Annotated in this window: 12 protein-coding genes; 3 read left to right on the top strand and 9 right to left on the bottom strand. The window is 61.6% G+C overall.

What is annotated here, in order from left to right:
- Positions 1-30: 30 nt before the first annotated feature.
- The 9 genes from FGL65_RS07570 to FGL65_RS07525 all read right to left on the bottom strand — a co-directional run bounded on the left by FGL65_RS07570 (position 31) and on the right by FGL65_RS07525 (position 7,927).
- Positions 31-462, bottom strand: a complete 432-nt coding sequence (locus tag FGL65_RS07570) for an OsmC family protein (RefSeq protein ID WP_147820616.1) — start codon at positions 460-462, stop codon at positions 31-33.
- A 28-nt stretch (positions 463-490) separates the two neighbouring features.
- Positions 491-823 carry a DsrH/TusB family sulfur metabolism protein gene (locus FGL65_RS07565; RefSeq protein WP_147820615.1) on the bottom strand — a complete coding sequence of 111 codons (333 nt, stop codon included), beginning with the start codon at positions 821-823 and terminating at the stop codon, positions 491-493.
- Positions 824-833: 10 nt separating this feature from the next.
- The gene (locus tag FGL65_RS07560; protein ID WP_147820614.1) at positions 834-1,232 is read right to left on the bottom strand and encodes a DsrE family protein; all 399 of its coding nucleotides are present in this window, start codon (positions 1,230-1,232) and stop codon (positions 834-836) included.
- 12 nt (positions 1,233-1,244) lie between these two features.
- The gene (locus FGL65_RS07555) at positions 1,245-1,526 is read right to left on the bottom strand and encodes a DsrH/TusB family sulfur metabolism protein (protein WP_147820613.1); all 282 of its coding nucleotides are present in this window, start codon (positions 1,524-1,526) and stop codon (positions 1,245-1,247) included.
- A gap of 193 nt (positions 1,527-1,719) precedes the next feature.
- The gene (locus FGL65_RS07550) at positions 1,720-3,609 is read right to left on the bottom strand and encodes an alkaline phosphatase family protein (RefSeq protein WP_147820612.1); all 1,890 of its coding nucleotides are present in this window, start codon (positions 3,607-3,609) and stop codon (positions 1,720-1,722) included.
- A 119-nt stretch (positions 3,610-3,728) separates the two neighbouring features.
- Positions 3,729-5,282: a BCCT family transporter gene (locus FGL65_RS07545; RefSeq protein ID WP_147820611.1), complete on the bottom strand. Its 1,554-nt coding sequence runs from the start codon at positions 5,280-5,282 to the stop codon at positions 3,729-3,731.
- Positions 5,283-5,832: 550 nt separating this feature from the next.
- Positions 5,833-6,828, bottom strand: coding sequence for a sensor histidine kinase (locus FGL65_RS07535; RefSeq protein WP_147820610.1), 996 nt, complete (start codon positions 6,826-6,828; stop codon positions 5,833-5,835).
- Entirely contained in the window at positions 6,825-7,220 is a 396-nt protein-coding gene (locus tag FGL65_RS07530; protein WP_147820609.1) for a hypothetical protein, read from the bottom strand. Before FGL65_RS07530 ends, FGL65_RS07535 begins: the two co-directional genes overlap by 4 nt.
- On the bottom strand, positions 7,217-7,927 hold the full coding sequence (locus FGL65_RS07525) for a response regulator (protein WP_147820608.1): 711 nt from the start codon (positions 7,925-7,927) through the stop codon (positions 7,217-7,219). The genes FGL65_RS07530 and FGL65_RS07525 overlap by 4 nt, the downstream gene beginning before the upstream one ends.
- Before the next feature lie 147 nt (positions 7,928-8,074).
- Here FGL65_RS07525 and FGL65_RS07520 point away from each other — a divergent pair, with 147 nt between their 5' ends.
- From FGL65_RS07520 to FGL65_RS07510, 3 genes are read left to right on the top strand one after another with little or no spacing between them, the layout of a single operon-like run.
- Positions 8,075-9,529, top strand: coding sequence for an efflux transporter outer membrane subunit (locus tag FGL65_RS07520; RefSeq protein ID WP_147820607.1), 1,455 nt, complete (start codon positions 8,075-8,077; stop codon positions 9,527-9,529).
- Positions 9,530-9,532: 3 nt separating this feature from the next.
- Complete coding sequence (locus FGL65_RS07515) at positions 9,533-10,777, top strand: efflux RND transporter periplasmic adaptor subunit (protein WP_147820606.1); 1,245 nt, start codon at positions 9,533-9,535, stop codon at positions 10,775-10,777.
- Entirely contained in the window at positions 10,767-13,931 is a 3,165-nt protein-coding gene (locus tag FGL65_RS07510; RefSeq protein WP_147820605.1) for an efflux RND transporter permease subunit, read from the top strand. The genes FGL65_RS07515 and FGL65_RS07510 overlap by 11 nt, the downstream gene beginning before the upstream one ends.
- Positions 13,932-14,004 lie beyond the last annotated feature (73 nt).

Genomic DNA, 14,004 nt, shown 5'->3' with positions numbered 1-14,004 from the left:
GCAAGAGCCCGACATTGTTATTAATAAAGCCTAAACGGTCTTCATTTCGATGTTGTAGTCGACCTCCATGCCCTCTTCGAGGGAGTAGGTCAGCAGGGAGCCGTTGAGCATGTTTTCCTTCACGGCTTCGAACACCTCGCGGTCCTTTTCCTCCAGCCCCACCTCAATGTTGATCTCCAGCTCGGTGTAGCGGGTGCGGTTGACCTCGTCCTTTTCCTTGCTGGCCGATGCCGAGCCGGTCAGGGACTTGACCTCCACGTTCTGGCGCTTGAAGGCGTTGACCATGGTGTTGCAGTAGCAGGACAGGGCGGCCACACAGAGGATGCGGGAGCCCATGGCTTCCTTGTTGCGCTCCTCCGGGGTGATGGAGGAGAAATCCATGATGATTTCGGGCACGGCCTTGGCGCCGACGACAAACCTGTCCCGGTTCTCGTCAAGACGTTCGAAAAGCACGGTGGACATATCTTTACCCTCGTATTTTAACTATTAATTAGAAGTAGTTGACGGAATCCATTTCTTCACACAGTTCAACGACGTCAGCGGCATCCACCACTTCGACGCCGTCGATGAGGTCGTCCTCGGCGATGCCGCGCCTTTCCAGGTCCTCGCGGATCGCATAGACCTCCCCCTCCTCGGCCACGAAGTCGTTGAGCATGGAGGTGTGGTAGCCGGGGTTGCCTGTCAGGCACCAGACGCCGTCTTCCGAATAGATGATTCTGGTTTCGAATCCGTTCTGGTGGCAGGCCCAGGCGGAGCGGATGCCGAGGGAGCCCTGCTCCAGGCCAACGGGCTTGGCCACGACAAAGCAAACAGAGTTAATCATCGCTTCCTCCTTAGTGGCCCACGGACAACAGCACGTCCGAGGTCATGAGATACTTGGTGAAGGAACCACCCACATCACCCCACTTCACACCATCGACGTATTCGCGGGACTCGATGCCCCGGGCGTGTTCGTTGGTGTGGCAGGTGGAGATATCGCCGCCCTTTTCCACGATTTCGGCCACGCGGCCGAAGCACTTGGTGGGCTCGATGTGGTCGATGAGGCGCTGCTGGATATGCAGGTCGCCTTCAATGGGCGTTTCCTTCTTGGATATGTTCACGGCATTTCCGAAAAGATACATCTGGACCTTGTGGCCTTTTTCCTGCGCCGCCTGCGCAAGACGGGTTGCGAATTCCGCATCCTCGTTCTCCGCGGAGCCGGACAGCAGCATGATGGTCAGCGTTTTGCTCATGGCGTTTCCTCCCTAAAGCGACACGACTTTTTCGTCGCTGCCCAGAAGCAGGTCCACGATCTCGTCGTAGTCCACCACCTCGCAGGCTTCGCTGAGTTCAATATTCCGGGCATCCAGCGCGCTCTTGGCCACGTAGATATCTTCCACATCCAGGCCTTCCAGTTTTTCCTCCCAGTGCGAGGTGCCGAAATAGACACCGTCGCCCACCAGGAGCAGGGCCTTGTCCTCGTCGCCGCCGATAAGAGCGATTCGGTCAAGAATCCCCTCTTCCGGCTTGTTCACGAAAAAGAGCATGAAGCGTCTCCATTCGTTTCTCCCAACTGCGCCCAGCCGCCACGGGCCAGTATGGGACGGGTTTTCGTTCCAGGCGGCTTCACTCGCTTTCCGGCGCTCGCCAGTCGGGCCGAAGTTCCGAAGGCGGCCCCGGAGGTGCGGGAGCGGCCAATCTGACAGACCGCTCCCGCATCGTGTGAGTGAGAGTTGTTGCTTATTTGTCGTGGTCCTCGAAGATCTGGTAGATAATCGCGCCTTCGGTGTCCGCAGGCACCGGGTTGCCGGTGGCGTGGCAGAAGGTGGGCACGACATCGACCAGCCAGCGAGGGCGTTCATAGACAAAGTCTTGCTTCACGCCGGGTCCCTTCCAGAGCATGATGTTCTTCAGGGAACCGCATCCGGATTCCCCGGTGGGGAAGCCGTAGCCGTGCTCGGCCATGTATTCGGGCTTGAGCACGTAGACCACGTCCCCGGACTGCTCGCCGCCCATGCCGAAGACCTTGGCGTCCTCCTTGGGAATGGCGCACATGACCGGGCGTTCGCCGGTTTCGGGGTGCTTGTAGTCGTACAGGGCGTCGATGATCTCGTCGCGGACCTTCTCATAGTCCTCGTCCTCGACGATCCCGCCGGGGTACTTGGACTTCAGGTTCACGTAGACGAACATGTAGCGCTGGGGCACGGCCTTGGATTTCTCGGGAATAAGGTCGTAGTTGAAGCCTTCGGACTCTTCCCACACGGATCCGGCCTGATCCGAGGAGCGCACTTCGTATGCGGTCAGTCCGGCCTGCGCCAGGGCCTCGGCGGTATTCAGGATCGGCCCGATGGGGGTGGCGCCGTGGTCGGAGATGACGCAAGTCAGTGCATCCTCGGGCATGTGTTCCATCATGACGCCCAGGAACCTGTCCTCTATCTGGTAGATCTGGCGCTCCAGGTCGTAGGCGTGCTTGGCCACCTCGGGATCATCGCTGTCCATCTTGTCCAGGTAGCCGTGGTAGAACCAGTCGATGAGGTGGGTGTGCATGTACAGCAGATCCCAGTCCGGGTTGTCCTTCATCAGGGTGGTCAGCACCTCGGTGAGCCACTCGGAGTGGAACTGGGCCATTTCAACAACGGTTTCGTTGTCGATGATGCCGTTGACCAAGCCCACGAAGCCCATGTCGTTGGCCACGATGCTCTTGGTGAAGTCCACGTTTCTGAGGGCGTCGGCAGGGGCGCAGTAGCCCTGGGTGCCGTTGATGCCGGAGATGTAGAGCTTGAAGTCCTCGGCGTCGTCGGAAAGTTCCATGAGCTTGCAGCGGAAGTACCCGGGCTCGACACGGCCGTCGGAAATGATGGAGAACCGGTGCTCGATGACCTCGGACCACTCCCTGACCCTGATGGTGAAAAACGCCTTGCTGAAGTCCTTTTCCGGGCACAGGGCAAACACGTCGTAGCCGTCGTCGCCGGATTCCCAGGTCAGGCCGTACCAGATCTGGGGCTGCAGGGGATCCATGGCATGACCGAACTCCATGGGAATCGCCATGTCCAGGGGTTCCTGGTCCTCAATCTCCTCGGGCAGGTTCTTCCAGCCTTCGGCCTCTTCAAAACGGGCCTGCACCCCGATGGGATAGTAGTCGGTGGCGACACAGGATTCGCCGCACAGCCATTCCTTGTGCTCGTATCCCTCGATCTGCCAGCGGTGCTCGGCGGCGGAAAGGCCTTCGCCCTGAACCATGATCCCGTTCTTGAGCTTGGAGGGCCAGGAGGTGGGATAGTTGACCACGAGGCACTTCTTGCCTGCCTTGTCCCATGCGTCCCAGATGGTTTCCGCGGTCAGCATTTGCGAGCCAAAGGCCTGCACGCACTTGGAAAAATGCAGGGACTCGCCTTCGTTGTAATAGTAGTAGTCCTCGACGCCGTGGGTACGCGGATATGCGCCGGTGCAGATGGACGCCCAGGAAGGCGGCGTGACCGTGGGCATGTTGTAGCCCTCGGTCATATAGGCCCCCTCGGCCTTGAACTTGGCGAAGTTGGGCAGCGCCCCCTCTTCCATCAGCGCTTCGAGGCGCTTGGGAATGGCGCAGTCGAAACCGAGCAGAGCGATTCTCTTGGCTTTGACAGTCATTTTATTTCTCCTTTAATTTCAACTACTTATATTTTACGACTTACGAAAGGAAAGACCCCTGCGGCACAAGCCTTTTCAGGAAACAGGGGTCTTCCCACCGTGTGAGGACTAATGAATTCTTATTTCTTGGGGGTGCAGCACATCAGGAGTGCGTTGTCTTCCCTTGTCATCTTGAACCAGGCCATAACCACGAAGGCGATGGGCACCAGCATGAGCGCGCCGGAGAAGTTGGCAAAGATGCGCACCGGCCCGAGGCCGCCCATGGTGATGGCCGCGAGCGCCAGGCCCGCCTGGATCACCGCCCAGTAAAAGCGGTGGCCGCGTGTGGGCTCGGAGCCCGGCACCAGCCGGGTGGTTGCCGCGCAGGAGATGACATAGGCGCAGGAATCCACGCTGGTGGCCAGGAAGATGGTGGAAAAGACACAGTAGCCCACGAGAACGAACTGCCCCAGCGGCAGGGTTCCCAGGGTCGCCACCAGGGCGGCCGGGCCGCCGCTGGCCTTGAGCACGGCCACGGCGTCGACAATGCCGTTCAGCTGCGCATACAGGGTATAGCCGCCGAACACCGCATGAATGAGGTAGGACCCCGCGATACCGCCGGCCAGTCCCAGGCCGACCACCTGCCGCACGGTGCGGCCTCGGGAGATGCGGGCGATGAACAGGCCCATGAACGGACCGTAGGAGGCCATCCACAGGGCGTAAAAGATCGTCCAGTCCTGCGGGAAGGTGCCCTTTGTGTAGGGGTCGGTCCAGAAGATCATGCCGAAGAAGTTGTTCATCATGTGCCCGAAGGAGCTGGTGAAGTTGTCCACGATGAACACGGTGGGGCCCGCCACCAGACAGAAGAAGACCATGCACAGGGCGATGATCACGTTGGTGTCGGACAGGATCTTGATGCCCTTCTTGAGGCCTAGGGAAACGGACACGGTGAAGATGACGGCGGAAATGCCGAGAATGATCATCTCCAGGGTGAAGCTGGGCTCGATGCCCATGACCGATGCCAGGGCATGGTTGACGATGGGCACGGACACGCCCATGACCGCGGCGTTGGAAAACATGAGGCCGATGATGAAAAAGACTTCGATGCCCTTGCCGATGCCGCCGTTGACCCTTTCGCCCAGAACGGGCTCTGCGGCGGAGCTGATGCGCAGCACCGGTTTCTTGCGCTTGTAGAACATGTAGCAGATGGGCAGCGCGGTCACCACGTACCAGGGCCAGGTCACCGGCCCCCAGTGCAGCAGGACATAGGACATTGCCCACTCAAAGGACTGGCGGGAAAGCGGTTCCGCAAACTTGGGAGGATACGCCAGGTTGAACAGGGGTTCGACAATGGACCAGAACATGACCGCCCCGGCCACACCGGAACAGAACATCATGGCGATCCATGAGTAGTTGTTGAACTCGGGCTTTTCGTTTTCCTCGCCGAACTTGATGTTGCCGTAGCTGGAAAACATGAAAAAGCCAGAAAGGATCATCATGCCCACGGTCACCCAGAGGTACCAGGTCCCGGTGGTATGGGTAAAAACAGAATAGACGGACTTGAGAACTTTTTCACTTGCTTCGGTAAACAGGATCGAACAGGCAATAATGCCGATCAGAACCAGTGTCGCCGGGACAAGAATCTTGTTATCGGGACGAAGATCCGCGCCTTCGCCGTTTCCTTTTGTAACCATTCCTCCTCCAGAACGGGTATGCTTGCACACGACACTACAATACAATGGAGTGTCGATTATAGCGAGTATAGTTGATTGTGCCTGACCGCTTTTCGGTGATCACCCGAAAGCTGTCATGCCGAAGCTGCCGGACACTGGCAGCATTCCCCTCACGCACCGAAACGGTGCCCATGCGTCTGCAGGCGCACCCGGCTTGAGCAAGATGCAGGCCAATTCGGACCAATGCCGGGAACCGCCCGCCGCTCTTGTGAAATGTGGCGCAAGCACTCCTTGCGCAGCAAAACGAAAAAGGCGACACAAGTGACGCAAATACGGCCAAGGCGCACCTTTCCCCCGAATACCAAGGATTTTCCCGTCATACGACACTCATGTCGCCAATACGCATGAGTTGTCATGTTTTTCTTCGGATAAGGGATGAGTCTGGAGAGTAAAGAGAATGCGCTTGTCCCCGGGCTGGCACCCGGGACAGATTTTCTACGGGGAGTTCGACGGCCGCCGCAAGAAGCGAGTGCTGGTGAAGATCAGCGGGGAATAGGGATATCCCTGCGGGCTACCCTTCCCGGTGTCCCAGAGGCAGCCGCAGGGTCATGCGAAAGCCTTCCGGCTCGTTGGACGCCTGCATGCTTCCGCCGTGCTCCTCGACGATCTTCCGGGCAAAGGCCAGCCCCAGGCCGCTCCCGTCCACATCCTCATAGCCGAGTCGCTTGAACGGCAAAAAGACCGTTTCCAGCTCCTCTTCGGAAAGCGGGGGATAGGGATTGGTTATCCGCAGGGAAATGAAACCGCCGTCCGCCCGTCCCCCGACCGAAATGGCGCTCCCTTCGGGGCAGTACTTGACCGCATTGGAAAGCACGTTGTCCAGGACGATGCGCATGTCGCTTTCGTTGCAGCGGTAGCCCGGCATGGGCTCAAACGCCCGGGCCATGGAGACCGACTTCTGTTGCATGAGCTGTTGCTGGCGCTCCATCGCCTCATCGAGCAGGGCCGCCATGTCCACCACGTCGTTCCGGGGCGGGGCTTCCTGCAAATCGCGCTTGGAAAGGGCGATGATCTCGTCGATGAGCCCGTCCATGTGGTCGATCTCGGCCTCCATCTTGCGGACATGGTCCAGAACCCCGTCGGTCTTTCCGGATTCGACCTTGTCCAGGATGATCTGCTGGGAAAAACGGATGCGCGCCAGGGGGCTGCGCAGTTCATGGGAAAGGTTGGCCGTCAGTTCCCGGCCGCCTCGGATCATCTTTTCCAGGCTCTCGGCCATGTGGTTGAAGGCCCCGGCCAGCACGGAAAGCTCGTCCCTGGCCCGCGCCTGCACACGCGGGGAAAAGTCGCCCTCGGCCATTTTCCGGGCCGACCGGGTCAATTCGTTCAGCGGCTTGGTGATCCTGCGCGAACAGGGAATGAGCAGCAGGGCCGCCACCACCGACATGAGCAGCAGCCCGTTCATGAACCACTGTTCCTCCCGGTGTTTCCTCCAGGGGTGCAGGATGTGTATCGTCAGAGGAGCATTACCGAACATGGCCCTGCCGGTCATATAAATGGAATTCATGTCGCCTTTCTTGACAAGATACAGGGTATCCCCCCCTTGGTGGGAATCTCCTTTTCCACGCTCTCCTCGCCGGTCATGGGGATGGGGCCGTGAAAGGAACTGACCAGGATCTGTCCCTGGCCGTCTGTGATCCAGGCTTCGCCCTGGAATGCGCTGGCAAAGATTGTCAGCATGGTGGACAGGCGATTCTCAAGGGCCTGATCCAGGCGCCCATGCCCCTCCAGGGCATTGGAAACAAGCCGCTTGATGGCCACGGTTCGCTCCTCGGCATGGAGCGCGAAAGGCGGGCGGATCTTGTCGTAGTGCAGCAAAATGAACATGGCCAGAATGGCCGCAACCTGGACCAGCAGGAACGTGCCCAGGATTTTCAGGTAAAGCCGGCTTATCTTCATGCTTCCCCCACGAACATGTAGCCCGTGCCCCACACGGTCTTGATGCGTTTCGCATGCTCGGGATACTCCTTGAGCTGGGTACGCAGCTTGCTGATGTGCACGTCGATGCTGCGGTCATAGGCGGAAAAATCCTTGTCCCAGACCAGGTCCATGAGCTCGTCACGGGTCAGGGCCGCGTCCGGATTGCTCATGAGCACCTTGAGCAGGCGAAATTCCGTGGGGGCCAGCTCCAGCTCCTCGCCCTCGATGAGCAGGGTCTGCTTGGAAACGTTGAGCTCCATGCCGCCCACCGCGATCCTGGTGTTCTTTTTACGCTTGCGCCCGCTGTTCTCGATGGCGTCGATGCGCCGCAGCAGGGCCTTGATGCGCGCCAGCAGCTCCCGGGGATTGAAGGGCTTGGCCATGTAGTCGTCGGCCCCCAGCTCCAGCCCCACGATGCGGTCCGTATCCTCTCCCTTGGCCGTGAGCATGATGACCGGCGCGGAGGATTCCGTCCGGATCTCCTGCAGCACCTCGAAGCCGTCCTTGCCCGGCATCATCACGTCCAGAATGATCACGCTGGGGTTCAGCTTCAGCACGGTCGCCAGGGCGTCCCTGCCCGAGGAAAGCGTGTGGATCTCGAATCCGTACTCCACGAGGTACTCCTCGATGAGGGCGCGGAGCTTCCTGTCGTCGTCGATAAGCAGAATCGGGCCGTTTGTATCCATAATCTCGCTCGTACTCTCTGAGGCCCGCGAAGAAAAGGGGCCGGGCCGCACTTTAACATCCTTTAACATCTTTTATCAGCACCCCATCATTCTCGCGATATCTTTTCAATACATTCGACTCATCAAGAATATTCGTGGAGAAAACATATGCGATACATTTCAACATCCATGAGGAAGAGCACGGCCATGTTCTGTTGCCTGCTGGTCCTCATGGCGGGGTGCTCCCCGTTCAAGCCCTCTCCCCGGCAGGAACCCGTGGCCGCCCTTCCCTCCGCCTATTCCCTGTATTCCGAGCAGGACAGGGAAACGGGCAAATGGTGGGAGGCCTTCGGCAATGCGGAACTGAACGGCCTGGTGGAGGAAGCCCTTTCCGCCAACCTGGACATCCATGTGGCCTGGGCCCGTCTGCGCCAGGCCGGGGCCGCCGCCACCCAGGCAGGGGCCGACAAATATCCCACCCTGGACCTGAACGGGGACTATTCCCACTCCAGCGCCTACAGCAGCAAGACCAAAAAGCAGACCACCTCGGAAACCCACGCCATCGGCCTGGGAGCGGGGTATGAGCTGGACCTGTGGGGCCGCATCCAGGCGGGAGCCATGGCCGGGGACCTCGACTACATGGCCTCCCGCGAAGACCTGAGCACCTCGGCCATGACCGTTGCCGGCGAGGTGGTCTCCCGCTGGCTGGAAATCCAGGTCCAGCGCCAGAAGAAGCGCATCCTGGCCGAACAGGTCAAGGCCAACGAAACATACCTCGAACTGATCGAACTGCGGTTCCGCAATTCCATTTCCACGGCGCTGGACGTCTACCAGCAGCGCGAGAACCTGGCCGGGGTCAAGGCCCAGGTGCCCGAAGTCGAATCCGAGGAGCAGGTGCTGCTGCACGAGCTGGCCCTGCTGCTCGGCAAGCCTGCGGGCAGCATCACCGTGGCCGACGCGGACCTGCCCGAGGTGGCGGAGCTCCCCGGCCTGGGCCTGCCTGCGGACCTGCTGGCCAACCGGCCGGACGTGCGTTCCGCGGGCCTGCAACTCGCCTCCGCGGATTGGGACGTGGCCGCGGCCAGGGCCAACCGCCTGCCTTCCCTGAGCCTGACCGGCAGCGCCGAGTTCTCGGGCACCCAGATCACGACCATCTTCAACAACTGGGCGCTCGGACTGGTGGCCTCCCTGGTGGGTCCCCTGCTCGACGGAGGCTACCGCAAGGCCGAGGTGGAAAAGGCCCGGGCCGTGGTGGACGAGCAGGTCGCAACCTACAAGAACACCGTCTACACCGCCTTCAAGGAAGTGGAGGACGCCCTTTCTCAGGAAAAATGGCAGCGGGAATACATTGCCGCGCGCCAGCTGCAGCTCGATGCATCGCGGACCAGCATGCGCGAGGCGCTCCTGCGCTATTCCCAGGGCCTGGACACCTATCTTCCCGTGCTCAGCGCCATGCTCTCCGTCCAGGAGCTGGAGGTTTCCATGATCGACTATCGCAAGGACCTGCTGCTCTACCGCGTGGAACTGCACCGCGCCCTGGGCGGCACCTGGACGGATAACCTGAAAGAACAGAACGCGGACCGAAAAACCGCGGCCAATACGAACGAAAGCAGCGAGGGGTAAGCCATGAGCACCATATTTGATACAATCCGTTCCGGACTCCGTCTCAAGGTCCTGATTCCGGCCGCCGTCATGGTGGCAGGCGCGGTCGGCGCATACGCCATGGTCGCCACGGCCCCCAAGAGCCAGAAGCAGCGCCCCGCAACGGTGCGCCCGCTGGTGGAGACCCAAGCCATGACGCCGGAGAACTACCAAGTCTGGGTTTCGGCCATGGGCACGGTTTCCGCCGCCCGGCAGATCGACCTCAAGGCCCAGGTCACCGGCGAAGTGAAGTCCGTGGCCCCCTCCTTTGTACCCGGCGGATACTTCCGGGAAGGCGACACTGTCCTGAGCATCGACCTCAACGACTATGAACTGGCACTGGAGGAGGTGCGGGCCGAAGTGACCGAGGCCCAGTACAACCTCAAGGTGGAACAGGGCTACCAGAACGTGGCCGGCCGCGAATGGGACCTGCTCAAGGACTCCACCAGGGCCACGGAGGCGGAATCCGAGCTGGCCCTGCGCAAGCCGCACCTGGAAAAGGCCAAGGCAGACCTCAAGGCCGCCCAGGCCAAGCTGCGCCAGGCCCAGGTGGACCTGCAGCGCACCCGGATCACGGCCCCCTTCTCCGCCATGGTCGAGGAAAAAAGCGTGGACATCGGAGCCGTCGTGTCCGAGCAGGAATCCCTGGCGACCCTGGTGGGCACGGATGAATTCTGGATCACGGCCTCGGTGCCCGTGGACCGTCTGGACTGGATCACCATTCCCTACGGCGAAACCGAGGGATCGCTGGTGCGCATCCGCAGCGGCAACGGCGCCAACGCTTCCGTGCGCACCGGCAGGGTGTTCAAGCTCCTGCCCTCCCTGGAAAGCGAGGGACGCATGGCCCGGGTGGTCATTGCCGTGAAGGATCCCCTCAACCTTGCCGGGCTCCCGGACGTCAAGCCGCTGCTGCTCGGCAGCTACGTCTCCGTGGAGATCGACGGCGGCACCCTGGAAAACGTCTATGCCATTCCCAGGACCGCCTACCGCGACAACGGCAAGGTCTGGCTCCTGGCCCAGGACAATACCCTGGACATCCACGAGGCCGCCCCGGTCTGGCGCGACAAGGGCACCATCGTCTTTGACAAGGGTTTCTCCGGCGGCGAAACCATCGTCGTCTCCGATCTTTCCGCTCCCGTGCAGGGCATGGCCGTCCAGACCATGAAGAACTCGCAGCCAAATACCGATTCCGAGATGGCCGAGGCCTCGGAGGTGAACGATGAGCAATAGCAGCCAACAGGAAAGAAAAGGCCCCATCGCCTGGATGGCGGGCAACTCGGTGGCAGCCAACCTGCTCATGGTGGTGCTGCTGGTGGGCGGTCTGGCCATGGGCCTGCACATCAAGCAGGAGGTCTTCCCCGAATTCTCCGAGGATACCGTGTCCGTGTCCGTGTCCTATCCCGGGGCCAGCCCCGAGGAAGTGGAACAGGGCATCGTGCTGGCCATCGAAGAGGCCGTGATGGGGCTCGACGGGGTCAAGGAAGTGACCTCCACGGCATCGGAAGGATCCGCCTCGGTGACCATCGAGGCCCTGGAGAGCGCGAACCTCCAGAAACTCGCCCAGGACGTGAAGACCGAGGTGGACCGCATCTCCTCCTTCCCGGAGGAGGCCGAGGACCCGGTCGTTTCCGAGATGTCCCGCACGCGCCAGGTGCTTTCGGTCATGATCTACGGCAACCAGGAGGACACGGTCCTGCGCGCGCTGGCCGAGGACCTGCGCAGCGAACTCATCGCCGACCCCGGAGTGACCCAGGTGGAGCTCAACGAGGTCAGCGACCTGCAGATCTCCATTGAAATCCCCCAGGAAAAACTGCGCGCCTACAACCTCACCCTGGAAGAGGTGGCCCAGCGCCTTGAAGAGGCCTCCGTGGACGTGCCCGGCGGCGGCATCAAGGCGGATTCCGGCGAAATTCTGGTGCGCATGAAGGAACGGCGTGACTACGGCCGCGACTTCGCGCGCACCCCCATCGTCACGGGCAGCGACGGCACCCAGGTGCTGCTGGAGGATATCGCCACCATCATCGACGGCTTCGAGGACGAGGACATCATCACCACCTACAACGGCCAGCCCTCCATCCGCGTCGACGTCTACCGCATCGGCGACCAGACGCCCATGTCCGTGGCCGAATCGGTCCGCAACACCCTGGCGGGCTTCCAGGAGCGGCTGCCGGAGAACGTCTCCGCCACCATCCTCAACGACATGTCCGAGGTCTACGGCCAGCGCATGGACCTGCTGCTGAACAACGCCTACCTGGGCCTGGCCCTGGTGTTCGTGTTCCTGGCCCTGTTCCTGGAGCCGCGCCTGGCCTTCTGGGTGGCCATGGGCATTCCCGTCTCCTTCCTGGGGTCGTTCCTCATCCTGCCCACCCTGGGCGTGAGCATCAACATGATCAGCATGTTCGCCTTCCTCATCGCCCTGGGGATCGTGGTGGACGACGCCATCGTGGTGGGGGAAAACGTCTTCTCCATGCGCCAGCAGGGCATGCCGCCGCTCCGGGCGGCCATCGAGGGGGCAAAACGCATCGCAATGCCCGTGACCTTCAGCGTGCTGACCAACATCGTGGCCTTCATGCCCCTGCTGTTCATCCCCGGCACCATGGGCAAGATCTTCTGGTCCATTCCGGTGGTGGTCATGAGCGTATTCGCCGTCTCGCTCATCGAGAGCCTGTTCGTGCTGCCCGCGCACCTGGCCCACCTCAAGGAGGGCCGCCAAAGCGGGCTCATGCACTGGATTTCCGGCTACCAGCAGCGCGTGGCCAACGGGCTGCTGGGCTTCATCCGCAACACCTACCGCCCCCTGCTGGACTGGACCATGCAGTGGCGCTACGCCACGGTGGCGGTGGGGATCGCCCTGCTGGCGCTCACCGGGGCGTACGTGGCCAGCGGCAGGCAGGGGTTCACCCTCATGCCCAAGGTGGAATCCGACTTCGCCTATCTGCAGGTTGAGCTGCCCTACGGCTCCCCCGCATCCAAATCCGAGGCTGTCCGCGACCGTTTCCTGGCTGCGGCGAACCGCGTGATCGAGACCAATGGCGGCGACAGGCTCGTCGAGGGCATCGACTCCAAGATCGGCGGGGCCGGGCGCGACATTTCCGGCAGCCACGTGGTCAAGATCCAGGTCTATCTCACGGCCGCCGACATCCGCCCCATATCCACGGATGAATTCGTCCGGCTCTGGCGGCAGGAAGCGGGCGAGATCGCCGGTCTGGAAACCATATCCTTTTCCTCGGACAAGGGCGGTCCCGGAGCGGGCGACGCCCTGGAATTCGAATTGAGCCATTCGGACGTGACCACCCTGGAGGCGGCCGCGGCCGACCTCGCCGAATCCCTGGCCCTGTACCCCGGGGTCAAGGACGTGGACGACGGTTTCTCCCCCGGCAAGGAACAGCTCGACTTCAAGATCACCCCGGCGGGCAACAGCCTCGGGCTGACCGCCCAGGAAGTGGCCAGCCAGGTGCGCGCGGCCTATTACGGAACGGAAGTGCTCCGCCAGCAGCGCGGCCGTAACGAGGTCAAGGTGGTGGTGCGCCGCCCGGAAAACGAGCGCGTCTCGGAATACGATCTCGAGGAACTGATGATCAAGACGCCGGACGGCATGGACGTGCCCCTGCGGGAGGTGGTCACCATCAAACGCGGCCGGGCCTACACGGCCATCAAGCGGCGGGACGGACGCCGGGTGCTCTCGGTCACAGCGGACGTGAATCCCCGCAGCCAGGCCACCCAGGTCATGACCACGGTGCTGGCCGAGGCCCTGCCGACCATCAAGTCCCGGTACCCCGGGCTGGGCTGCGTCATGCAGGGGATGCAGGCGGACATGACTGAATCCACCACCAGCCTGATGACCGGCCTGCTCATGGCCATGCTGGGCATCTACGCACTGCTGGCCATCCCCTTCAAGAGCTACCTGCAGCCGGTCATCATCATGGTCTGCATCCCGTTCGGGGCGGTGGGGGCCGTGCTGGGCCACATCCTCATGGGCTACAGCCTGAGCATCATGAGCCTGCTGGGCATCGTGGCCCTGTCCGGGGTGGTGGTCAACGACTCGCTGGTGTTCATCGACTTCGCCAACGAACAGCGCGGCAAGGGCCACTGCGCCCACGACGCGGTGCTGGAAGCGGGAACGGCGCGATTCCGGCCCATCATGTTGACCACCCTGACCACCTTCAGCGGCCTGGCCCCCATGATCCTGGAGACCTCCCGGCAGGCGCGATTCCTGATCCCCATGGCGCTGTCCCTGGGCTTTGGCATCCTCTTCGCCACGGTCATCACCCTTGTCCTGGTGCCGTCGCTGTACATGATCCTGGAGGACGTCAAGCAACTGCTGGGCAAAAAGTCCGGACAGGCATCCCCGGCCCTCCTGGAAGAACAGCGCCACGAAGCCTAGACGCCGATTTCTCCTCAAAAACCATCAACGAAAACGCCCGGAGGCTCTGCGAGCCGCCGGGCGTTCTGTTCGT

Origin of the sequence: Salidesulfovibrio onnuriiensis, assembly GCF_008001235.1 — a bacterium.
Lineage (GTDB): Bacteria > Desulfobacterota > Desulfovibrionia > Desulfovibrionales > Desulfovibrionaceae > Pseudodesulfovibrio > Pseudodesulfovibrio onnuriiensis.
The sequence above is the reverse complement of the archived record's forward strand: the minus strand, read 5'-3'. Positions and strand labels throughout refer to the sequence as shown.

Excerpts from the sequence above, each read along its gene's own strand:
- FGL65_RS07525 (WP_147820608.1), bottom strand. The coding sequence starts at position 7,927 with ATGGATACAAACGGCCCGATTCTGCTTATCGACGACGACAGGAAGCTC.
- FGL65_RS07570 (WP_147820616.1), bottom strand. The coding sequence starts at position 462 with ATGTCCACCGTGCTTTTCGAACGTCTTGACGAGAACCGGGACAGGTTT.
- FGL65_RS07560 (WP_147820614.1), bottom strand. The coding sequence starts at position 1,232 with ATGAGCAAAACGCTGACCATCATGCTGCTGTCCGGCTCCGCGGAGAAC.
- FGL65_RS07515 (WP_147820606.1), top strand. The coding sequence starts at position 9,533 with ATGAGCACCATATTTGATACAATCCGTTCCGGACTCCGTCTCAAGGTC.
- FGL65_RS07550 (WP_147820612.1), bottom strand. The coding sequence starts at position 3,609 with ATGACTGTCAAAGCCAAGAGAATCGCTCTGCTCGGTTTCGACTGCGCC.
- FGL65_RS07565 (WP_147820615.1), bottom strand. The coding sequence starts at position 823 with ATGATTAACTCTGTTTGCTTTGTCGTGGCCAAGCCCGTTGGCCTGGAG.
- FGL65_RS07520 (WP_147820607.1), top strand. The coding sequence starts at position 8,075 with ATGCGATACATTTCAACATCCATGAGGAAGAGCACGGCCATGTTCTGT.
- FGL65_RS07545 (WP_147820611.1), bottom strand. The coding sequence starts at position 5,282 with ATGGTTACAAAAGGAAACGGCGAAGGCGCGGATCTTCGTCCCGATAAC.
- FGL65_RS07510 (WP_147820605.1), top strand. The coding sequence starts at position 10,767 with ATGAGCAATAGCAGCCAACAGGAAAGAAAAGGCCCCATCGCCTGGATG.
- FGL65_RS07530 (WP_147820609.1), bottom strand. The coding sequence starts at position 7,220 with ATGAAGATAAGCCGGCTTTACCTGAAAATCCTGGGCACGTTCCTGCTG.
- FGL65_RS07555 (WP_147820613.1), bottom strand. The coding sequence starts at position 1,526 with ATGCTCTTTTTCGTGAACAAGCCGGAAGAGGGGATTCTTGACCGAATC.
- FGL65_RS07535 (WP_147820610.1), bottom strand. The coding sequence starts at position 6,828 with ATGAATTCCATTTATATGACCGGCAGGGCCATGTTCGGTAATGCTCCT.